Genomic DNA, 21314 nt, shown 5'->3' with positions numbered 1-21314 from the left:
TCACTGAGTGGGGTGCCCCGTCGGGCTGGGGTGAGCTGACAGAGCGTCGACGCCGGCGTCGTCGCGATAGCCGCGGAGGAAGAGCAGACTGAATGCGACGAGTAGCGCCGGTACCAGCGAGAAGGCGAGTGCGATAGCGGTGAGCGCCGAATCCGGTTGTCCGACTGCGGTATCGCCGCTCGAAGACACGAACCCGCCGATCGCCAGAATCAGCAGGAACACGCCCGGTCCGAGAGCGAGGCCAACCGTCTCACAGGCGGTCCACACCCCGGACATGGCACCGCCCCGGTCGTGGCCGGTGGTGCGGCGATCCGATTCGATGATGTCGGGCAGCATCGCGAGCGGGAATGCCTGCATCCCCGCATATCCGACGCCTGCGACCGCCACAGAAGCCAGCATCCACCAGCCAGGGGCCCACGCCGCCACCAGCAACGACGCCGTTGCGGCGATGAACAGCACTGACGCCAGGACCAGCCCGGCCACCTTCCCGAATCGGTGTCCGAGTCGATACCAGAGCGGCATCACGATTAGCGCGGGTCCGACCAGCGCGACGAACATGTACGTCAGCGCCGACTTGTTGCCGAGGAGATACGTCGCTACGTATTGCGCGCCACCGAGCATGACCGCGCTCGCGAGTGCCTGAATCACGAAGAGTGCGACGAGAAGTCCGAAGTTGCGTACCTGTGTCAGCGCTGCGACACCATCGCGCAGGCGGGTTCTGGGCGGTTCGACGACTCGTGACGGCGCAGCGGATCGGGGCGCTGCGCCGAACGTCGCGATGAGCATCCCGGTGCCCAGGACCAGTGCTGCCACGACAGCCATGACCGCGTACCCCACGTGGCCGCCGCCCGCCGCGTCGCGAATCGCCGGACCGCCCGCGCCGACCAGCAGAATAGCGAGCGCCAGTACCGCGATTCGTGTGGTGATGAGGCGGGTCCGTTGGTGATAGTCGTGCGTGATCTCTGCGGGTAACGCGACGTAGGGCACCTGGAAGAAGCCGTAGGCGATAGCCGTCAACGTGAAGAACACGAACACCCAGGTGGCGGCCAGCGCAGGGGACGCGCTCGGTGGGACGAGGAACGTGAGTACGAACAACGGGACGAGTGCCAGCGCCCCGAAGACCATGAAGGAGCGTCGGCTCCCGGTGCGGGCTGCGCGTGCGTCCGAGCGGGCGCCGATGATCGGGTTGACCACGACGTCGATGATCTTCGGTGCGACCACGACTATCGAGGCAACCGTCGCCGCAACCGCAAGCGTGTCGGTGAGGTAGTACGCCAGTACCAATCCGGGGAGCGTGCCGAAACCACCCGTACCGACACTGCCCGCGGCGTACGACAGCAGCGTTCGACGTCCGAGCACGGCTGCAGGTGGCGCGGGCCGGTCAGCCACGGTATACCTCGACCCGTTCCCACATTCGGGTGTACGCCTCCGCGGCGGCGAACAGGTCGTCGACGACGCGGGGGCCGTCGACCGGCCCCGCCTGGACGCGAAGGCTCTCGATCCAGTCCGGCAGAAGTCCGTAATGTGCTGTGCCGTCGACGTTCACGTCGAAGACGCGTTTCCCGGAGACCTGCCTGCTGATCTCGGTGACACCGTCGGCTCCGCGGAACGGATATCTCACCGGGTTGCGACTCGCTGACGGTCGCGGGTGTGCCTGGGCGCCGAGACCACCCATGTCAGGGCCGAACCCGACGCCGAAGAAATAGTCGGGACTGCGCTGCTCGCGCAGCACACGCCACGCGGAGAGGTAGTCGGGTGGCAGGTCGCCGTGTCGCCCCTTCTCACCCGGTTTCCCCTCGGCAGGTGTCGCGAACAATCCGACGATGCCGCCGGCGGAGAGGATGCGGCCATAGTTGCGCGGATCGGTCCACGTGTGCGACGAGATCACTCCTGGATAGTGACGCCTGGAGATGATGTCGAGGACGGCTTCGGCCGATTTGGCGCTGAAGTGGTCGATGTCGATGGCCATGTTGCGGTCGATGAGTCCGTTGACCGCGTACGCGCCCAACGACGTCAGCCCGCGAACGTTGCACTGCTGCCCGCGCGGGTAGCCGAGGACCGGGTTGTCCTTCTCGGCGGTCTGGCACTTCTCGACCTGCCACGGATGCCCGTTGGACAACTGCTCGCCGGTGTTGACGGCGGTTCCGGTGACGCCCTGGTCGAATCGCGTTCCGCCGAGCGCGTTGTCGAATTTGTGCGTGAGGATCACCTGGCGAATGCCCATCGACTTCAGTTCGTCGAGTCCTCGATCGATATCGGTGCGCGAGCACAGCGAACGACCGGAGACCTCACGGCACCCGAACGGCTCGGAGATCTCGATGCCGAGAGTCACGGCCACCTTGCCGTCCGCGATGACTCGACGGGCGTCTGCCGCCGAGGACACGATGCGCAGGAATCCCTTTCCGGGGCCACCATTTTGGGCGTCGACGTAGTCGACGAGCTGGTGTAACAGCCGGTGTTGGATGCGCACCGATTCCATCTCGTTGCACGGCTGATCGCCGCGCCAGTACTTCTCGCACAGCACGCGGTTCTGCACGTAGTAGTTCTGGATCATGCGCAGTCCCGACCGCCAGGAACGTTCGATCCAGCGGTAGTAGGTCTGCTCGTGCGTTAGTGAATCCCATCTCGGCCACTGCGAGAACGTCGGCCAGCCGTCGGTGGCGTGCGGGCCGGGGCGCGACAGCACCTGCTCGGACACCGCGGGAATGCCGTCAGGCTCGTGGTCGGGGCAGTCGCGCAACGCAACCGTCACACCCAGCGGATCAAAAGGCTTACCGCAGTGCAGTTCTCCGCCGAGGAACTGCTCGGAAAGCAGATGCGCGTGCGAGTCGACGAAGCCGCGGAGATTGCCCTGGGCGTCGGTGCCACGCATGACGGGACCGGTCACGTCGATCTCCGGTTCGGGAAACGGTCGACATCCCATCGCGGGCGTGAGATGTACTTCTCGAGGTCCGCCACTTCCTGCGACGGCGGGTGTCAGTGTGCAGTCGCGACCGCTGCCTGTCACATTCCACTGGGCGCGAGGGCTGACGGGGTGCGTGAGTGTTGGCGTGCCCGCAGTCGCGGTGAGTAGACGTTCGTCCCTACCGGAGAAGAGATAGCTGCCGAGGCCGGCGGCCTTGGCGGTGAACGGCCCGGACTGCCCGCCCACGTTCTTCCCGCCTCGATCGGCGATCTGCACGCAGGTGTTCGCCAGGGCGTAGACGTCGCCCGTGACCGCTCCCGCACGTGCAGGGAGAAGGACGGTGAGGGTGCCGACGGCGAGGCAGCACGCGAGGATGAGTGCGGTCGGTGCGACCCGAACGCGGTTGTGAAGGCGAGGCGTCGCCGTTCTGGTCATTCCCGGCACGGTAACCGAGCGCGCTTGTACCCGCCGACTTTTCGATACCGGTGAGCCAAAGTCGGACGTGGTCAGGTCATCGCACCGACGTGCATTTCCTGCGACGACGCTCCGCGACGCGCGGCAGGGATGGACGGGGTATCACTGACAGGAGAGCAGAATCACGATGGGAGATGTGATGCCGCGCGAAGGCGAATCACTACAGAAGATGGGGTTCCTCACGATAGGTCGGTTCGACGAGGCCGACCCGAGGGCTGGTCACCTCGAGACGCTGCGCACGATAGAGGCGGCCGAAGAACTCGGCTTCGACAGCGTGTGGTTGCGTGACCGGCACCTGCAGCACGGCATCTCGTCGCCGGTTGCGATGCTCGCGGCCGCGTCGATGCGGACGACGCGGATCGAACTCGGTACGGCGGTGATACCGCTCGGACTGGAGAATCCGTTCCGCCTCGCCGAAGACCTCGCCACGGTCGATCTTCTCTCCGGCGGTCGTATCAATCCCGGTGTGTCCGTGGGTACTCCGATGAGATACGACGATTTCAAGACCGCGCTCTACCCGGACACCTACGACCGTGAGGACTTCTCCAAGAACCGGGTGCTGCGGCTGCTGTCGCATCTGCGGGGTGAACCGGTGAGTGAGTTCGAGGGAACCGTCGGGATCGAGACCTTCTCCCGAAGCGTTCAGCCGCAGTCACCGGGTTTGGCCGGCCGCGTCTGGTATGGCGGCGGACTCGAATCGGCGAAGTGGGCCGCTCAGCACGGATTGAACTACCTGACTTCCTCGGTGGTCAGTATCGAGGGCACGACGTCGCGGGACTTCGCGACAATTCAGGCCGAACACATCGACGCCTACCGGGCAAACCATCCCGATCCGTCGTCGGCGCGCGTGTCGCAAGGGCTCGTGGTGATCCCGACGGACTCCGCGACACCCGACCAGGTACGCAAATACGAGGCATACGCGCAGTCTCGCTTCGAGCGGACGCTGAGCCCGCAGGGTCCGCGCGGAATGATGTTCTCGCCGGACTATGTCGGAAGTTCCGCTGAGTTGGCTGAGAAGCTGTTCTCGCACAAGGGGTTTCAACGAGCGACCGAGGTGGCGTTCGCGTTGCCCTTTACCTTCGACGCCGCAGACTACGAGCAGATCATCACCGACATGGCGCAGCATCTCGGACCAGCGCTGGGTTGGATACCCAAGAGCGCCGAGTCATAGGCGGTCGGGGTCGCAGGCAGTCGGGGGTCATGGGCAGTCGGGTTCACGCCAGGGTGGAGTCGAGGAATTCGGTGATCTCGGCTGTCAGCGCCAGGCAGGCCATGCCGTGTTCGCGTGGTTGGCCACCGAGATCGATCCCGCCGACCACCTGGACCTGCGACGGGTAGAGACCAGGACGCAGGAGGTGCCCCGCGCCGTCGTAGCGGATATGCGTATCGGACTGCGACCCTCGGCGGCCGAGCAGCGCGTCAGCCATCTGCTCGGATGGCCACAGGTGATCGTCGGAGCCGCTCACGCACAGGATCGGGCACGCGATCTTCTCCCACGCGATGACGGCATCTGCCGTCTGCGAGCGGTTACGTGACACGGTGTCGAGGCCCGCACTGTATGCGGGTGCCAACCTCAGCAACGTCGGCTTGGTGCGTGCGACATCTCGCGAGAGATGCCATGCGTTGCTGATCAATTGTGGCATGAGGACTCCGCTCGGCAGCGGCGCGTACGAGCACGATTGGCCGCGGTAGCTCCACGACGAGGTGTCGGGTATCTCGCCGCCGTCGCCGATCGCCTGCCAGGTCACCGAACTCGGGCTCAACAAGACGAGGGCTCCGACGGGAAGGTCGGGTTCGCGCGCGAGGGTGGCCGCCACGCCTTCGGCTCCACGGGAGATGCCCAGCGCGGCAACGGTGGTCGAATCAACCTCGGTGCGCCGTGACAGCCACGAGATCGCGGTGGCGAAGCGCTCGAGTGGAATGCCTGCGACCGGAACTGCTTCCGGGTCGGCGTCGAGCCAGTCATAGGCAAGGGCGACGATGCCGCGCGATGCCAGTGCGCAGATCGTCGCCCGCTGGGAGTCGTATCCGCCCTCCGAACCACCGAAACAGACCACGGCGCGTCGGGCATGGCCCTCTGCCGGCAGTGCGAGGAGACCGGGTCTGCCGTCGACGTCGACCTCGCTGACGCGAACGCCGGGAGCTGTTGCGGACCGGAGTCGCGTGACGTCGGAGCGATGCTGGCCTCCTCTCGCCTCGATGCGAAGCTGCCACGGTTCCGCGGGAGGAATGAACAGGTCGGCGCGGTCGGGTTCGCCGGTGAATGCCATTGCCCAGAGGATGTCGTCGACGGATTGTCCGGTGCCGGCCAGGCGGCCCTGCCACCGCCAGAGTCGGCCGTAGAGATCCTGCCCGGACACCGACACCGCGATGTCGGGGATGCCGGGGGCGTCGACGCCGATGGAGAACGGTTCGTCGTGGCGGCTGGTCGACGGCGCGCGTACGACGACGCGGGGGTCCTGATCGTCGGCAGGAGCGTCGGGCTGGGCGACCGGATCACCCGGATGCGTCGCGTCCTGTCGCTTGCTGATCGCATCGGTGTGCGACGAGAACCACGCGGGGAAGACCCCCGGAGACGGTGCCTGCGACACCCAGGAGCGTGAACGGCACAACCCAGTAGCAGACGATCGACAATGTCGACGCGCCGTCGCGGATCGTCGCCTCGCCCTGTACGAGGGGCGGGATCAGCGACACCACTGTCATCACTCCGAAGACCGCGATCCACATCCACGTCATCGCAGAGGTGATCACGCGGAATCCGTCGCTGCGCGCGACGTCGTCGGTGACGGACGCACGCGCGTACTCGCGGACGAACGGTCGACCGATCACCATGCCGACGAGGGCGATGAGGAAGATCGCGGCGTTGCCCAGTGGTTGTAGCCAGCGCTCCAGAAACGAGTCGCTGACGGTGAATGCGAGGACGGTGAACATCGCGAAAACCAATACAGCACCGGCCTCGAGGGTGTGCCAGGGCTGTCGACGCAGCCGCTGCACCGCGACAGCGAGCACGGCCAGGCAGAGGGCGACGATCACGGCGACGCGAAACGAGGTGTTGCCGACCAGAATCCAGTAGATGATCCAGGGGGAGAAGCCGATCAGGAATCCCATGTGGCACTCGATTCTCGGATAGCGGACCCAATGGTGGTGACCCCCACCGGCCGATCTTACGGCTGGTCCCGGAGGTGCGGGACGGAATCGCTTGCCGCATCCGCGACGATGTCGTCGACGACACGCACATCCACCGCACGGATCGTTGTCGGCGCGCTTCGGTAGGGTGCTCCGGGTGACTTCGAGTGCATCCGAGACGGTTTCCGGAATCAAGTCGGTCAACGCACGCCTGGCGGACGAACTCCAGGTCGGCGAGCATCAGGTGGCTGCGGCGGTCAGACTCCTCGACGAGGGTTCGACGGTTCCGTTCATCGCGCGCTACCGCAAGGAGGTGACCGGCTCGCTCGACGACGCGCAACTGCGACTGCTCGACGAACGGCTGCGTTACCTGCGCGAACTCGATGAACGACGCGCCGCTGTGCTCGCGTCGATCGAGGAACAGGGCAAACTCACCGACGAGCTGCGGAACGCTCTGCTGACGGCGGAGACCAAGTCGCGCGTCGAGGACATCTACCTGCCGTACAAGCCCAAGCGTCGAACCAAGGCGCAGATCGCGCGCGAGGCAGGCCTCGAACCACTCGCCGACCGATTGCTCAGCGACCCATCGCTCGATCCCACTGTCATCGGAGCCGAATTCGTCTCCGACGCGGTAACCGACGCCGCTGCGGCACTCGAGGGTGCCCGACACATCCTCATCGAGCGGGCCAGTGAAGATGCACAACTCGTCGGCGAGGTGCGCGAGACGTTCTGGCGACAGGGATCGTGCGCCAGCGCCCCGCGCTCGGAGGAGATCGCGAAAAGCGCTGCGGGACAGAAGTTCCGCGACTACTTCGACTTCGCGGAGCCGCTCGACGAGATGCCGTCGCACAGGGTGCTCGCCGTGTTGCGCGGCGAGAAGGAGGGCGTGCTCGCCGTCGACCTCACCGGAGGCGACGACGAGGGCTATCAGTCGATGGTCGCGGCGAGCCTCGGCGTCGACCTGTCCGGGAAGGGCGCGGCGTCGACCTGGCTGGCCACCACCGTGCGATGGGCATGGCGCACCAAACTCATGATCTCCACGGCCGTCGACGCTCGGGTCCGTCTGCGTCAGCGCGCCGAGGACGACGCCGTCGCGGTGTTCGCGAAGAACCTGAAAGACCTGCTCCTCGCAGCACCCGCGGGCAACCGCACCACTCTGGGCCTCGACCCGGGGTTCCGGACAGGCGTCAAGGTCGCCGTGGTCGACGGCACCGGAAAGGTGCTCGACACGTGCGCGATCTTTCCGCATCAGCCGCAGAAGCAGTGGGACACGGCGAAGGCGACGTTGGCCGCGTTGGTGGCGCGCCACGGCGTCGAATTGATCGCTATCGGAAACGGCACGGCGTCGAGGGAGACGGATTCACTTGCCGCCGAACTCATCTCGGATATCTCGGCATCGGGAGCACGGCCGCCGATCAAGGCAACGGTGAGCGAAGCGGGAGCATCGGTCTACTCGGCGTCGGAGTACGCGTCGGGTGAGCTACCCGACCTCGACGTCTCGATCCGTGGCGCGGTGTCGATCGCGCGCCGCCTGCAGGATCCGCTGGCAGAACTGGTGAAGATCGATCCGAAGTCGATCGGTGTCGGTCAGTATCAACACGACGTCACGCCGGGCACGCTCGCCCGTAGCCTCGACGCGGTGGTCGAGGACGCGGTGAACGCCGTCGGCGTCGACCTCAACACCGCGTCGGTGCCGCTGCTGGCCCGGGTGTCGGGTGTGGCACCGACACTCGCCGAGGCCATCGTCGCACATCGGGATGCCGCGGGCCGATTCCGCAGTCGAGCGGCATTGCTCGAGGTTCCTCGATTGGGGCCCAAGGCATTTGAGCAGTGCGCGGGATTCCTGCGGATCACCGATGGCGACGACCCGCTCGACGCGTCGGGCGTGCACCCCGAGGCGTATCCCGTGGTGCGTCGCATCCTCGACCGCACAGGCCTCGAACTCGCAGGACTCATCGGCGACGAGCGATCACTGAAGTCGTTGAAGCCCGCAGAGTTCGCCGACGAGAGGTTCGGCGTGCCGACGGTCACCGACATCCTCGGCGAGCTCGAGAAGCCGGGACGCGATCCGCGCCCCGCCTTCACCACCGCAACCTTCGCCGCGGGCGTCGAGAAGGTCTCCGACCTCCAGCCCGGCATGGTCCTCGAAGGTGTCGTCACCAACGTCGCCGCGTTCGGCGCGTTCGTCGACGTCGGAGTACATCAGGACGGGCTCGTCCACGTGTCCGCCATGTCGACTCGGTTCGTCTCCGACCCCCACGAGGTGGTCAAGTCCGGCCAGGTGGTCAAGGTGAAGGTCGTGGAGGTCGATGTCGATCGACAGCGGATCGGACTGAGCCTTCGGCTCGACGATGAGGTACGTAGTCCGCGCGGCGATCGTGGCGCGCGCCGCAACGACGCCCGCACGGGTCAGGATTCGCGCCAAGCCCCTCGTGGCGGGGCAGCGAACGGACGCGGCGGAAACGACGGCCGCGCCGATCGAGGCCGCGCCGGAAACGGGCAGGCTCGTGGCGGTCAACCGCGCGGGGGGAAGGGACGTGACGGCAAGGGACGGGACCGACGAGAGTCCCAGCCGATCAACGGATCGATGGCCCAGGCGCTGCGCGACGCGGGCTTCGGAAAATGACGCGGGTGTGTGGACATGACGCGAGCTCGGGGAACGACTTCGCTTACGTCGCACCGTGAGTGGTCACACATGAGCGCAGCGAGCCGATGACGTCGCCCGGCGGGCCCGCCCCGGTCATCACGGTTGCCGCGGTCGTCATCCGCGACGACGACGGCCGGTTGCTGACGGTCCGGAAAAAGGGGGCCGTCAGATTCATGCTGCCCGGCGGTAAGCCCGAACCGGGGGAGAATCGTCGACGTACGGCGCTGCGCGAGTCCCGAGAGGAACTGGCGGTCGAGCTACGCGCCGACGACCTCGTCGAACTGGGTGTGTTCCGCGCCGACGCCGCCAACGAGGTCGGTCATCTCGTCGAAGCCACGGTGTTCGAGCACCCGTACGTCCGCGTCGACGCGCCTGCCGCCGAGATCGCGGAACTTCAGTGGATCGACGTCGCGTCGGCGGATGTCCCGCTGGCGCCGCTGCTCGCCGACCACATCATCCCGCTGTTGCTGGCTCGGGGCTGACTTCACCGAGCGCGTCGGCAGCGACGACCGGCACAGGCCACCGCGGACTGATGCTGTCACCCGACGACACCCCACGCACGCGACGCATGAGCCAGGGATAGAGAAATGTGCGCGCCCACTCGACGTTGTCGCGTCGCCGTTGCTCACGTGTCTGCACTGGTGGCGGGGCCAGTGAGGGTACGTCGATAGTGTGCGGTGCGCCGATCAGGTCGAGTACCTCGCATGCCATGCGTGCGTGTCCGAGCGACGACATGTGCAGTCGGTCGGTGTCCCACATCCGGTAGTCGTCGTATCCGGCGAGCCGCCAGAAGTCGAGGATGCGCGCGCCTTGGCGCTCAGCAATCGCCCGCAGCAGCTCGTTGTAGATGGCGCTCCGACCTCGCGTGAGCCGGAAAATGGGAGCCCAGCCGGCGTCGTACGCGGTGAACACGATGACCGTTGCACCCGTCGAGCGCAGTCGGGCCAAAGCCTTCTCGTAGCGGGACATCATGGCGTCGAGGTCGATCGAGCCACGCATCAGATCATTCCCACCCGCGTAGATGGTGATCAGATCGGGTTGCAGCGATAAGGCGCGGTCGATCTGCTCGTCGAGCACCTGATCGAGCAGGCGGCCACGGATCGCAAGGTTGGCGTAGCGCAGCGCGGGGTTATCGACGGCGAGCTGTTCCGCGACACGATCGGCCCATCCGCGTAACCCGTTGGGGCGGGTGGGATCCGTATCGCCGACCCCCTCCGTAAACGAATCACCAAGTGCCACATATGTGTTCCAGCCCACAGAATCGACCTCCTGAAGTCTCGGTGCGACCAACGACGAGGCTACGACGCGACTCGTCGTGCTGTCACATCGTCGTTCTGTCGATCGAAGTGGCGATGCGGGCAGTAGCGTGGCGCGCATGCCGATTCTCAACAAGGACATGACCCTGTGCATCTCGCTCGCCGCGCGGCCGTCGAACATCGGCACGCGGTTTCACAACTATCTCTACGACGAGCTCGGTCTGAACTACATCTACAAGGCATTCACCACCACCGACATCCACGGCGCGATTGCCGGTGTTCGTGCGCTCGGCATTCGTGGGTGTTCGGTGTCGATGCCGTTCAAAGAGGCTGTGATCGACCTCGTCGACGAGGTGGAGAAGTCTGCGGCGACGATCGACTCCGTGAACACGATCGTCAACGACGACGGCTATCTCAGGGCGTCGAACACCGACTACGAGGCGGTGGCCACGCTCATCGCAGACATCGATCCCGCGTCGTCGGTCGTGGTGCGGGGATCTGGTGGAATGGCGAAAGCCGTGGTGGCCGCGTTTCGTGGCGCAGGTTTCGACGACCTGACGGTGTGGGCTCGTAACGCTACAGCGGGCGAGGCGTTGGCGTCGAAGTACGGCTACCGAGCCATCGATAGCGCGCAAGCTCCGGGAACGCAGATCCTGGTCAACGTGACCCCGCTGGGCATGCAGGGCGCCGACGAGAACGTGCAGTCGTTCGACGACGACGCGATCGCCGCTGCTGATCTCGTATTCGACGTCGTCGCGCTGCCGGCACAGACGCCCCTGATCCGCGCGTCCTCGGCAGCGGGGACACCGGTGGTCACCGGTGCGCAGGTCATCGCACTGCAGGCGGCGGCGCAGTTCGAGAAGTACACCGGCAGGGTACTGACTGCGGATCAGGTCGCCCGAGCGTCAGAGTTCTCGCGCTCCGAAACGTGATCGTGACCGTGCCCATGTGTGAACGGTAATACCCATACGCCACAATGGCCTCTTGAATCACATCTGCCACACACGTGACAGATGTGCTGCAGCCGACCCGCAGTCGGACCGTTCATCGAGAGGACCATCGACCATGCTCCGAATACGAGCAGGTGCACGCAGACTCGTTGTCGCGGCGCTCGTGGCGACCTCCGTGGGCGCTTTTCTCGTCGCTGGTGAGGGACGTGCGACTGCGGCACCCTGCGCGAATGCGGGTAACGGCTCGCTTCCCGATCTCGGCAGCGCATCCGGGTCGCTGGGCGGGACGGGCTCACTGGGGACCGGCTCTCTGGGAACCGGGTCACTGGGGTCGGGTTCCGTGGGTTCTGGCTCGTCCGGTGCGCGCCCCGGCCTCGGAACGCAGGGCCCGCTGCCGATCTACATCACCCCACGCGCCCGGACGGTGTCGTGGGTGACCGGGCCACGCAGCATCAACCGCACGTTCAGTCGATTCACGATCAGTGGGACCGACCTCGGCATCTCCTGGGACAACGGCTCCGGGCAGACTCTGATGGCGTTCGGCGACACCTTCGGCGACTGCAACGCAGCCGGTCAGGAGTGGCGACACAACACGCTCATGCGGACACGCGACACCAAGTTCGACGACGGCGTGAGCGTCCCGCCCGGCGTGCCCGGCGACGTGCAGTCAGGCAGTCCCGTCGACGCTGCCCGTCCCACCTTTGCGCGCGAACTGATCCCGGCACTCGGTGTCAGTCCCATCGAGACGACCACCATCCCCACCGCCGCGATATCGCTGCCCTGGGGATCGGGGTATCGGCAGTTCATCAACTTCATGTCGGTACGGTCATGGGGCTCCGCCGGTCACTGGGTGACCAACTATTCAGCCGTCGCGCACTCTGACGACAACGGACAGAACTGGACGGTCGATCGCGACACCATCCTGGTGAATTCGCCTGTGGCCGCAGCCCTTCCGTTCGATCTGCCGCCTGCGGAACCCAACAACGGAAAGTTTCAGCAGAACGCCTACGTACGCGGGCACGGTGCGCAGAGCGACTATGTGTACCAATTCGGTACGCCCAACGGACGATTCGGCGCAGGCTTCCTCGCACGGTTCAAGCCGACCGACATCCTCGACGTGACCAAGTACCAGTACTGGGCAGGTCGCGATCGCAAGTGGGTCGACAACATCGCCGACGTTCCCGACGACGGATCGGCGATCGTCGTGCCAGCTCCCGTCACGGAACTGTCGGTGGCGTGGAGTCCGTACCTGAACAAGTACATGATGCTCGACGGCGACAACGGGATTCGCATCCGCACAGCGGATCGACCAGAAGGTCCGTGGAGCGCACCGACCTACCTCGTGGAGAAGGGTGCCGTCGTCCTGTACGGACCCATGATCCAACCGCACTCGCCCGCAGTCGTCGGGTCATCGCCCGAACTGTTCTTCAACGCCTCGCGCTGGAGCGACTACAACGTGATGCTGCTGCGCGCCGACCTCAGCAAGGTGCCGCACTGAGCGCTGCGGGCCTCAGTCGAAGAGCCTGCGGAAGACGTTCGTTTCGGCCAGGTCCATCAGTTCGTCGCCGCGTCCGGAGAGAACGGTCCGAATCGCATACAGCGTGAATCCCTTCGCCTGCGCTGCCGATACCGTTGGCGGGATCGACAACTCCTGTCGCGCAGTGACGACATCGAGCAGCGCAGGCCCGTCGTGAGCGAGGAACTCGCGTACCGCGGAATCGAGGTCGCCGGGATTCTCGACGCGGTCGCCCTTGATCCCGATCGCACGCGCCAGTGCGGCGAAGTCGGGGTTCTCCAGGTCGGTACCGAAGTTCACGAACCCCGCGGCCTTCATCTCCAACTCGACGAAGTTCAGCGACGAATTGTTGAAGACGACGATCTTCACCGGCAGGGCGTTCTGCGTGAGCGTCAGCAACTCGCCGAGCAACATGGCGAGCCCGCCGTCGCCCGCCATGGCGATGACTTGCCTACCCGGGTAGCTCGCCTGTGCGCCGACTCCCTGAGACACCGCGTTCGCCATCGACCCGTGCGTGAACGAGCCGATCAGTCGCCGTTTCCCGTTCATCTCGAGGTATCGCGCCGCCCAGACGACCGGCGAGCCGACGTCCGGGATGAACACTGCGTCGTCGGTGGCGTGGTCGGAGAGCAGTTTGGCCAGATACTGCGGATGGATCGGCGTCTTGCCGTCGTTCACGGCAAGGTCGTTCAGCGACGCGCGCGCCTTGATGTAGTGCTCACGCGACGAACGTAGATGTTCTGAGCTGCGGTTCCGGTCGATGAGGGGGAGCAGGGCAGGGATCGTATCGGCGACGGACCCGACGAGCCCGACGTCGACCGGTGTGCGTCGACCGATCTGCTCGCCGCGGATGTCGAGTTGGATGATCGTCGCCTTGGAGGGGAAGAACTGTTGATACGGAAAGTCGGTGCCCAGCATCAACAACGTGTCGCACTTCTCGATGGCGCGATACCCCGAGCTGAAGCCGAGCAGTCCGGTCATCCCGACGTCGTACGGGTTGTCGTACTCCAGAAACTCCTTGCCGCGCAGTGCGTGGACAACAGGTGCCTGGAGAGCTCCTGCCAACTCGACGACGGCGTCGTGGGCGCCCGCAGTGCCTGCGCCTCCCAGGATGGTGACCTTCTCGGCAGCATTCAGCGCGGCCGCGACGTCGTGTAATTGGGCGTCGGTGGGGCGGACGATCCTGTCGATGGCGCGGATCGCCGCGCCACCCCGACGCTGATGCTCCTTCTCGAGGAAGTTCTCACCGGGGATCACGAGCACGGCAACACCGCGTCGTTCGACGGCGGTGCGGATCGCGATGTCGAGCAGGCGGGGCAATTGTGCTGGGGTGCTGACCATTTCACAAAAGTCGCTGCACTCGACGAACAACTGCTCGGGGTGCGTCTCCTGGAAGTACCCGCTGCCGATCTCCGCGGCCGGTATATGAGCAGCGATCGCGAGCACCGGAACGCGACTGCGCTGCGCGTCGAAGAGACCGTTGATCAGGTGCAGATTGCCCGGCCCGCAGCTTCCGACGCACACCGCGAGCTCGCCGGTGAGTGCCGCCTCCGCAGAGGCGGCGAATGCGGCACCTTCCTCGTGGCGCGCGTGGACCCACTCGATCCGCTGATCCTTGCGTAACGCATCGGTGAATCCGTTCAACGAGTCGCCGGGGATTCCGTAGACCCTCTGCACTCCGGATCGATCGAGCGTTTCGATGATGCTGTCGGCCACGGTTCGTGCCACGTGCACACTCCTTGATCGGGGACGGGGCGTTCAGTTCGGCGTGCTCTGATCCCATCGTAGGCACGCCGCGCGCGGTACCTGCCGCGCCTGCGTCGGTTACGCCCCCTCTCGGATCACCTTTGGGCCGATGGTCTCAGCGCCCAAAGCTTCTACCCGAGAACGTAATTCGCGATCGGCGGTGACCACCGCGACCTGCCTGTCACGGTTCTCCGACACCACGTCGACGATGGTGTCGTCGCCCGATCCAGTCGCTTCGACAATGCGGATGCCCGGCCGGCCCACGGCCCCGCGAGCGCGCCCCTCCACGACAACCGTGATGTCGACGGGGCCGGGCATACCCGGCACGCCGGTGTGGGCGAACGGTGCCACCGAGTCGAGGAGGCGTTCGGTCGCTGCACGACGGTCCCGCCACCAACCGTCGGGAACCGAACCGACGACGTTGGCGGCGTCGACGACAAGGAGGGGAAGCGCTGGACGCGGGGCGTCGTCGAAGCTCATCTACCCATGGAATGCGCCCGACGGCAGGAAGTCAAGCACGTAACGAGGTGACGCGCGTAGCGTCTGCCAGATGGGCTTCACCAAAGCCGAACTGGCTACGTATAGCGATCGGCTGGTTCCCGACCTCGTCGGGCCGGGTTGCCGATTACTGTTCGTCGGCATCAATCCCGGTCTGTGGAGCGCGGCAACCGGCGCGCATTTCGCCCGACCCGGCAACAGGTTCTGGCCTGCGCTGTATCGAGCGGGCATCACAGACCACGTCGTCGACGCGTCGGCCGGGATGAGCGACGCCGATCGCGATGAGGTCATCGGCGCCGGGGTGGGAATCACCAACGTCGTCGAAAGGGCAACGGCGACAGCCGCAGAACTCGACAAGGCGGAGCTCGTCGCGGGCGGCGAACGACTGCGGGCGAGGGTCGAACACATCGGTCCCGAGGTTGTGGCTGTTGCCGGTATCACCGCGTACCGCAGCGCATTCGGCGATCGCCACGCACAGCCGGGCGATCAGGGCGAACGCTGGGGCGCCGCCCGGGTGTGGGTGGTGCCCAACCCGAGCGGACTCAACGCACACGAAACCGTCGACACCCTTGCGGCGGCGTATCGCGTCGTCGCTGCCGAGGCCGGAATCGTCGACCGTTGAGTCGGTCAGCCCGCTGAGTCGGCGATGTCTGCTGAGTGAGCGGTCTGCGTGCCGGTCAGATGTCGGTGGACGACAGTTCACGTCTGCGCACCGACAGCAGCTCGACCTCGGGGCGCGCCGCCGCGAACCGCTCCACCGAATCGAGGATCTCGACGACATGCCCCCGATCGGCGGCGACGACGCTGACCCCGATCGTCGTGCGCCGGTGGGCGTCGAGATGGCCGACCTCTGCGACTGCCACCGCGAAACGTCGTTTGCACTCCGCGACGAACGGGCGGACAAGCGAGCGTTTCGTTTTGAGCGAGTGCACGTCACCGAGCAGGAAGTCGAATTCAGCGATACCGATCCACATCGCGACTCATGCTACGCAGGTGTTCCGTTCTGGTCGCCGGGTTTTCGGGTCAGTCACCGGTCTTCATCAATCACCGGTGTTCATCAATCACTGTGTCCCATGAGTTCTGAGACGTGGTCGGGAACGTACTTCGACAACGAGCGCGGCGGGCGGTGATAGTTACCGCTCTCGATCGGCTTCTTCGGCAGTGAGACCTGCGGGCGTGGAACCTCGTGATAGTCGATGGTGGAGAGAAGGTGCGACATCATGTTGAGTCGCGCATGCTTCTTGATGTCGGATTCGACGACGAACCAGGGACTCAGCGCGGTGTCGGTGTGCACCATCATCTCGTCCTTCGCGCGGGAGTAGTCCTCCCATCGGTAGACGGACTCCAGATCCATCGGGCTCAATTTCCACTGTCGCACAGGGTCGTTCATGCGCGAGCGGAACCGGCGGAGCTGCTCGTCGTCGGACACCGAGAACCAGTACTTACGCAAGAGGATTCCGTCGTCGATCAGCATCTGTTCGAAGATCGGGGTCTGTCGGAGAAAGCGGGTGTGTTCTTCGGGGGTGCAGAAGCCCATCACCTTTTCGACTCCTGCACGGTTGTACCAGGACCTGTCGAATAGCACGATCTCGCCGGGAGCGGGCAGCTGAGCCACGTAGCGCTGGTAATACCACTGGCCGCGTTCACGATCGGTGGGGGCGGGCAGAGCGGCCACGCGCGCGATCCGAGGGCTGAGGTACTCGGTGATGCGCTTGATGGTGCCGCCCTTACCGGCTGCGTCGCGGCCCTCGAAGACGACGACCACGCGAGCACCTGTCTCGCGTACCCACTCCTGCAGCTTGACCATTTCGGTCTGCAGCCGGAAGAGCTCGGCCTCGTACACCTTGTTGGAGATCTTCTTCTGCTTGGGCTCGGCGGACTGCGACTTTTTCGACGTCGACTTCTTTGACATGTCGGAAGTTTAAGCTGCCGTGAACGATTGGGTAGTCAAGAGTGACCAACAGGAGACCTAGTGGTACCCGGCGTGGTACTCAGCTGCCCCCGCGTCAGCGCCGTGCGGCGACCGCGTCGAGTTCTGACTGCAGTTCGGCCACCGACGCGTCGATGCGGGCTCGCGAGAACTCATTGATCTCGAGGCCGTCGACGATCTGCCACGCGCCGTCGACCGATCGGACGGGGAACGAGCACATCAGGCCTTCGGGAACTCCATACGCACCCGGGGAACTGACCGCGGCCGACGTCCAGTCGTCGGTGGGGGTACCGAGGACCCAGTCGCGCACGTGATCGATTGCCGCATTGGCGGCCGACGCCGCGGACGACGCGCCCCGCGCCTCGATGATGGCGGTGCCTCGCGCGGCGACCGTCGGAATGAAGTCGTCGACGAGCCAGTCGGTGTCCGCGGCGACGTCGGCTCCACTGCGATCTCCGACGCGCGCGTGGAAGATGTCGGGGTATTGCGTCGCCGAGTGATTGCCCCAGATGCTCACCCTGCTGATGTCGCGCACGGGGGCTCCGGTGTGTGCCGCGAGTTGCGCGATGGCCCTGTTGTGGTCGAGTCGTGTCAGTGCGGTGAATCGCTCGGCGGGCACGTCGGGGGCGCTCGCCGCCGCGACCGCCGCATTGGTGTTCGCCGGATTGCCGACAACGATGACGCGGATGTCGTCGGCCGCGACGTCGTTGATGACAGCACCCTGCTCGGCGAAGATGGCCGAGTTCGCCGACAGCAGATCCGCACGTTCCATACCTTTGGAGCGCGGCTTCGCGCCGACGAGGAGCCCGAAGTCGGTGCCGTCGAAGGCCGCACGCGCGTCGTCGAAGATGTCGACGGAGGTCAGCAGCGGAAATGCTCCGTCCTGCAACTCCATGGCCGTGCCGTGTGCCGCGGAGATCGCCTGGGGGAGTTCGAGTAGCCGGAGCTTGATCGGGCGGTCGGGTCCGAGCATGTCGCCCGCGGCGATGCGGAACACTGCTGCGTACCCGATGCTTCCGGCGGCGCCGGTCACGGTGACGACCACAGGGGTGGTGTCTGTCATCTTCGATTTCCTGTCTCGTTGTAGGTGACGTGTCGATGTGTACCCGAGGCGGCGTCGGTCAGGTCTGTGGGGCCGGTCAGGTCTGTGGGGAGGTGTCAGGTCGGCGGGAATACGTCAGGTCTGTGGAGAACCCTCGGTCAGAACGACTTTCGTGTCGCCGTGGGTGAGGGTCAACGTGTTTCCCTGCAGATCCCAGGTGACCGAATCGGAGAGGAAATCGGTCAACCACTTGTCTGCGCCGGCACGCGGCGGGGGACACGCCATCATCGTGGTGGCGAGCTTGTCGGTTCGGAACGTGTTGTCGACGAAGGTCAGCGCACCGTTGTGGCGATTGCAGCCTGCCGTTGCCGAGATTCGCCCGGTTTCGGGGAACGAGACCTGCATCGGCCCGCCGCCGGGAATCGGTGTACCGGTCACCGAGGTCGACGAGTAGTTCTTGCCGACCAGCACGCCAGGGTCGACCTCTCGTGATGCCGAGTCCGTGCTCCCACCACAGGCGGCGAGGATGAGGACACATGCAGCGACCAACGACGCGACGAGCAGTCCCACCGGTGAACGAGACGGTGCTGGTCGGTACTGACACGTCGAACCCCGGCGTCGGATGCTCACGTGATTCACGGTAGTCGAAAGCGTCTGTTGGATGCGTCGTAATTCGCGGCCGCGTGGCCGCGTACCGTGGTTGTCGATCCGGGCCGTGACGTCGGAGTTCGGATGAAACGACGAGGTAGGAGAATCGTTCGGTGGGAAAGCTGACGAACAGCATGTGGCGGTTGCTGGGAGCCCAGTCCTCACGTAACCAGTCCAAGTCGGTCGGGTTGATCAAAGAGGCTGACAACTACACCGACTGGGCCGCGGGCTTGGACACCGAGCACTTCCGTGAAGAGGCCGAGAAACTCGAGATCAGTGCCGACGAGAAGGACCGAGCCAAGTTTCTCGCGTTGGCTCGGGAGGCTGCCGACCGCACCCTGGGCCTGAGGCCGTTCGACGTCCAGCTCCAGGGCGCGTTGCGTCTGCTCGAGGGCGACGTCATCGAGATGGGTACGGGTGAGGGCAAGACCCTCGCCGGCGCGATCGCTGCCGTCGGCTATGTCCTCGACGGCCATCAGGTGCACGTCATCTCGGTCAACGACTACCTGGCCACTCGTGACGCGGAGTGGATGAAACCGCTGTTCGATTCGTTCGGGATCGTCGCAGGCGCGGTGTCGGAGAACTCGACTCGCGAAGAACGCAAGAGGGCGTACGCGGGCGACATCACCTACGGATCGGTCAACGAGATCGGGTTCGACGTGCTGCGCGACCAGCTCGCACAGTCAGAGGATGATCTGGTCTCGCCGACGCCCGACGTCGCGATCATCGACGAGGCCGACTCCGTGCTGGTCGACGAGGCGCTCATCCCGCTGGTGCTCGCAGGCTCGACCGAGGCCGAGGTTCCCGACCAGGCGATCCACGAGGTTGTCGGCCGGTTGAAGAACAAGCACTACGACATCGACGCCGAAGGCCGGAACGTGACTCTCACCGACGAGGGCGCCGCCTTCGTCGAAGAGGAACTCGGCCGCATCAACCTCTACGACGAAGAACACGTCGGCACCACGCTCGTCCACGTGAACATCGCGATGCACGCGCACTATCTGCTCGAGCGCGACGGCCACTACATCGTTCGCGACGGCGGCGTCCATCTCATCAACGCCTCGCGTGGTCGCGTCGCGCAGTTGCAGCGCTGGCCCGACGGCGTGCAGGCCGCGGTCGAGATCAAAGAAGGACTCGCACAGACGGATTCGGGCGAGGTCATCGACACGCTCACCGTGCAGGCGCTCATCGGCCGCTACCCGCGGGTGTGCGGTATGACCGGTACAGCGCTCGCCGCCGGCGAGCAGTTGCGCCAGTTCTACGAATTGCGCGTCTCGCAGATCCCGCCGAACACCGCCAACATCCGTACCGACCTTCCCGATCGTGTGTACGACACGAAGGCCAACAAGGTCGAGGCGGTGGTCAACTACGTCAAGGAGATCCACGAGACCGGGCAACCGGTGCTGATCGGAACCCACGACGTCGCCGAATCGGAGGAACTGGCCTACTTCCTCGAAAAGGCGGGTGTCCCGAGCGTCGTCCTCAACGCGAAGAACGACGTCGAGGAGGCGAAGATCATCGCGGAGGCGGGCGTGAAGGGCGCGGTCACCGTGTCGACCCAGATGGCAGGCCGAGGCACCGACATCCGGCTCGGCGGTTCCGACGACGATCCGGCGGCACGCGAGGAGGTCGTCGAACTCGGCGGCCTGTGTGTGGTGGGAACCGGCCGTCACGACACCGAACGACTCGACAATCAGCTCCGCGGCCGTGCAGGCCGTCAGGGAGACCCGGGTTCTGCGGTGTTCTTCAGCAGTCTCGAGGATCCGGTCGTCACCAAGAATCTGGCGTTCAAGCGGGACCCGGTCTCGTCGGAACCCGACGGATCGATGGGACAGAAGGGCATCGACCTGATCGAGCAGGCCCAGCGTGTAGCCGAGGGCGTGATGCTCGAACTCCACGCCAACACCTGGCGCTACAACAAGCTGGTCAACCAGCAGCGTGAGATCGTCGTCGCGCGTCGGATGAAGCTGCTTACGACGGACACCGCGCTCGAGGAGCTCGCCGAACTCGAGCCGGAGCGCTACGCCGAACTGACCGGGACCGCGAGCCCGTCGGCAGACCGAGGAGACAAGGCAGACAAGGCATCGGCGAAAGAGTCGGCGGCTGACAAGGAGCCGGAGGACGCGGGGGTCGAGGACAAGGCGGCCGACACGACCGACGAAGCTGAATCCACCCCCGCGGCACCCGTCGAGCCAGTCGACCGCGGTGTTCTCGTCCAGGCGGCCCGCGAGATCATGCTCTACCACCTCGACCGCGCCTGGGCCGATCACCTCGCCTTCGTCTCGGATGTGCGCGCAAGCATCCACCTGCGCGCGATCGGCAAGGAAAGCCCGCTCGACGAGTTCCATCGGCTGATCCTCGCCGAGTTCGGCGAACTGCCGAACGAGGCCGTCGAGAATGCGCGTGCAACGTTCCGCGACGTTGCGATCACCGCCGACGGCGTCGACCTCGGTTCCGCCGACCTCCACCGATCGACGACGACGTGGACCTACATGGTCCACGACAACCTGTTCGCGTCGGGCGGGGCCAAGACCCTGCAGGGCGTCATCGGCATCTTCCGCTGACGTGGACGACCA

Annotated in this window: 16 protein-coding genes and 1 pseudogene; 7 read left to right on the top strand and 10 right to left on the bottom strand. The window is 65.5% G+C overall.

Translation table 11 applies throughout. The features are described from left to right. Positions 1-1389 (bottom strand): MFS transporter, encoded by a 1389-nt coding sequence (locus GOSPT_RS13890; RefSeq protein WP_005206913.1) that lies wholly within the window; start codon positions 1387-1389, stop codon positions 1-3. Then, entirely contained in the window at positions 1382-3340 is a 1959-nt protein-coding gene (locus tag GOSPT_RS13885) for an amidohydrolase family protein (protein WP_039856009.1), read from the bottom strand. Before GOSPT_RS13885 ends, GOSPT_RS13890 begins: the two co-directional genes overlap by 8 nt. A 178-nt stretch (positions 3341-3518) precedes the next feature. Between GOSPT_RS13885 and GOSPT_RS13880 the strand changes: the two genes are divergently transcribed. Then, positions 3519-4550, top strand: coding sequence for an LLM class flavin-dependent oxidoreductase (locus tag GOSPT_RS13880; RefSeq protein ID WP_039856052.1), 1032 nt, complete (start codon positions 3519-3521; stop codon positions 4548-4550). A 43-nt stretch (positions 4551-4593) separates the two neighbouring features. Here GOSPT_RS13880 and GOSPT_RS13875 read toward each other — a convergent pair. After that, positions 4594-6487: pseudogene (locus tag GOSPT_RS13875) on the bottom strand (acyl-CoA thioester hydrolase/BAAT C-terminal domain-containing protein). Positions 6488-6662: 175 nt separating this feature from the next. On the opposite strand from GOSPT_RS13875, the gene GOSPT_RS13870 reads away from it, so the two are divergent. After that, the gene (locus GOSPT_RS13870) at positions 6663-9131 is read left to right on the top strand and encodes a Tex family protein (protein WP_005206906.1); all 2469 of its coding nucleotides are present in this window, start codon (positions 6663-6665) and stop codon (positions 9129-9131) included. A gap of 86 nt (positions 9132-9217) precedes the next feature. Next, positions 9218-9634 carry an NUDIX hydrolase gene (locus GOSPT_RS13865; protein ID WP_005206903.1) on the top strand — a complete coding sequence of 139 codons (417 nt, stop codon included), beginning with the start codon at positions 9218-9220 and terminating at the stop codon, positions 9632-9634. On the opposite strand, the gene GOSPT_RS13860 is transcribed toward GOSPT_RS13865, so the two are convergent. Beyond that, positions 9606-10409, bottom strand: coding sequence for an SGNH/GDSL hydrolase family protein (locus GOSPT_RS13860; RefSeq protein WP_005206901.1), 804 nt, complete (start codon positions 10407-10409; stop codon positions 9606-9608). The two genes, GOSPT_RS13865 and GOSPT_RS13860, sit on opposite strands and share 29 nt — an antisense overlap. 118 nt (positions 10410-10527) lie before the next feature. Here GOSPT_RS13860 and GOSPT_RS13855 point away from each other — a divergent pair, with 118 nt between their 5' ends. Further along, positions 10528-11340 carry a shikimate 5-dehydrogenase gene (locus GOSPT_RS13855; RefSeq protein ID WP_005206899.1) on the top strand — a complete coding sequence of 271 codons (813 nt, stop codon included), beginning with the start codon at positions 10528-10530 and terminating at the stop codon, positions 11338-11340. Between the two features lie 133 nt (positions 11341-11473). Next, positions 11474-12856, top strand: a complete 1383-nt coding sequence (locus tag GOSPT_RS13850) for a glycoside hydrolase family 183 protein (protein WP_005206898.1) — start codon at positions 11474-11476, stop codon at positions 12854-12856. Positions 12857-12868: 12 nt separating this feature from the next. On the opposite strand, the gene poxB is transcribed toward GOSPT_RS13850, so the two are convergent. Continuing rightward, on the bottom strand, positions 12869-14602 hold the full coding sequence (poxB, locus tag GOSPT_RS13845) for a ubiquinone-dependent pyruvate dehydrogenase (protein ID WP_005206895.1): 1734 nt from the start codon (positions 14600-14602) through the stop codon (positions 12869-12871). A 96-nt stretch (positions 14603-14698) separates the two neighbouring features. Next, positions 14699-15100, bottom strand: coding sequence for a PIN domain-containing protein (locus tag GOSPT_RS13840; RefSeq protein ID WP_005206887.1), 402 nt, complete (start codon positions 15098-15100; stop codon positions 14699-14701). 70 nt (positions 15101-15170) lie between these two features. Between GOSPT_RS13840 and mug the strand changes: the two genes are divergently transcribed. Continuing rightward, positions 15171-15740, top strand: coding sequence for a G/U mismatch-specific DNA glycosylase (mug, locus tag GOSPT_RS13835; protein WP_005206885.1), 570 nt, complete (start codon positions 15171-15173; stop codon positions 15738-15740). A 55-nt stretch (positions 15741-15795) separates the two neighbouring features. Here mug and GOSPT_RS13830 read toward each other — a convergent pair whose 3' ends face one another. From GOSPT_RS13830 to GOSPT_RS13815, 4 genes are all read right to left on the bottom strand, one after another. Then, a complete protein-coding gene (locus GOSPT_RS13830; protein WP_005206883.1) occupies positions 15796-16092 on the bottom strand; it encodes a DUF503 domain-containing protein in 297 nt (98 codons plus the stop codon). 83 nt (positions 16093-16175) lie between these two features. Then, positions 16176-17030 (bottom strand): polyphosphate kinase 2, encoded by an 855-nt coding sequence (gene ppk2 / locus GOSPT_RS13825; protein WP_005206882.1) that lies wholly within the window; start codon positions 17028-17030, stop codon positions 16176-16178. A 94-nt stretch (positions 17031-17124) separates the two neighbouring features. After that, entirely contained in the window at positions 17125-18111 is a 987-nt protein-coding gene (locus GOSPT_RS13820; RefSeq protein WP_005206879.1) for a malate dehydrogenase, read from the bottom strand. Between the two features lie 114 nt (positions 18112-18225). Then, on the bottom strand, positions 18226-18720 hold the full coding sequence (locus GOSPT_RS13815) for an META domain-containing protein (protein ID WP_231894662.1): 495 nt from the start codon (positions 18718-18720) through the stop codon (positions 18226-18228). A 131-nt stretch (positions 18721-18851) separates the two neighbouring features. Between GOSPT_RS13815 and secA2 the strand changes: the two genes are divergently transcribed. Continuing rightward, on the top strand, positions 18852-21302 hold the full coding sequence (gene secA2, locus GOSPT_RS13810; protein ID WP_005206875.1) for an accessory Sec system translocase SecA2: 2451 nt from the start codon (positions 18852-18854) through the stop codon (positions 21300-21302). The last annotated feature ends 12 nt before the right edge of the window (positions 21303-21314 follow it).

Origin of the sequence: Gordonia sputi NBRC 100414 (assembly GCF_000248055.1) — a bacterium.
GTDB classification, from domain to species: Bacteria; Actinomycetota; Actinomycetes; order Mycobacteriales; family Mycobacteriaceae; genus Gordonia; species Gordonia sputi.
This window is presented reverse-complemented; position numbering and strand designations above follow the sequence as displayed.

Excerpts from the sequence above, each read along its gene's own strand:
- GOSPT_RS13885 (WP_039856009.1), bottom strand. The coding sequence starts at position 3,340 with ATGACCAGAACGGCGACGCCTCGCCTTCACAACCGCGTTCGGGTCGCA.
- GOSPT_RS13880 (WP_039856052.1), top strand. The coding sequence starts at position 3,519 with ATGCCGCGCGAAGGCGAATCACTACAGAAGATGGGGTTCCTCACGATA.
- GOSPT_RS13865 (WP_005206903.1), top strand. The coding sequence starts at position 9,218 with ATGACGTCGCCCGGCGGGCCCGCCCCGGTCATCACGGTTGCCGCGGTC.
- GOSPT_RS13855 (WP_005206899.1), top strand. The coding sequence starts at position 10,528 with ATGCCGATTCTCAACAAGGACATGACCCTGTGCATCTCGCTCGCCGCG.
- GOSPT_RS13850 (WP_005206898.1), top strand. The coding sequence starts at position 11,474 with ATGCTCCGAATACGAGCAGGTGCACGCAGACTCGTTGTCGCGGCGCTC.
- GOSPT_RS13840 (WP_005206887.1), bottom strand. The coding sequence starts at position 15,100 with ATGAGCTTCGACGACGCCCCGCGTCCAGCGCTTCCCCTCCTTGTCGTC.
- mug (WP_005206885.1), top strand. The coding sequence starts at position 15,171 with ATGGGCTTCACCAAAGCCGAACTGGCTACGTATAGCGATCGGCTGGTT.
- GOSPT_RS13830 (WP_005206883.1), bottom strand. The coding sequence starts at position 16,092 with ATGTGGATCGGTATCGCTGAATTCGACTTCCTGCTCGGTGACGTGCAC.
- ppk2 (WP_005206882.1), bottom strand. The coding sequence starts at position 17,030 with ATGTCAAAGAAGTCGACGTCGAAAAAGTCGCAGTCCGCCGAGCCCAAG.
- GOSPT_RS13820 (WP_005206879.1), bottom strand. The coding sequence starts at position 18,111 with ATGACAGACACCACCCCTGTGGTCGTCACCGTGACCGGCGCCGCCGGA.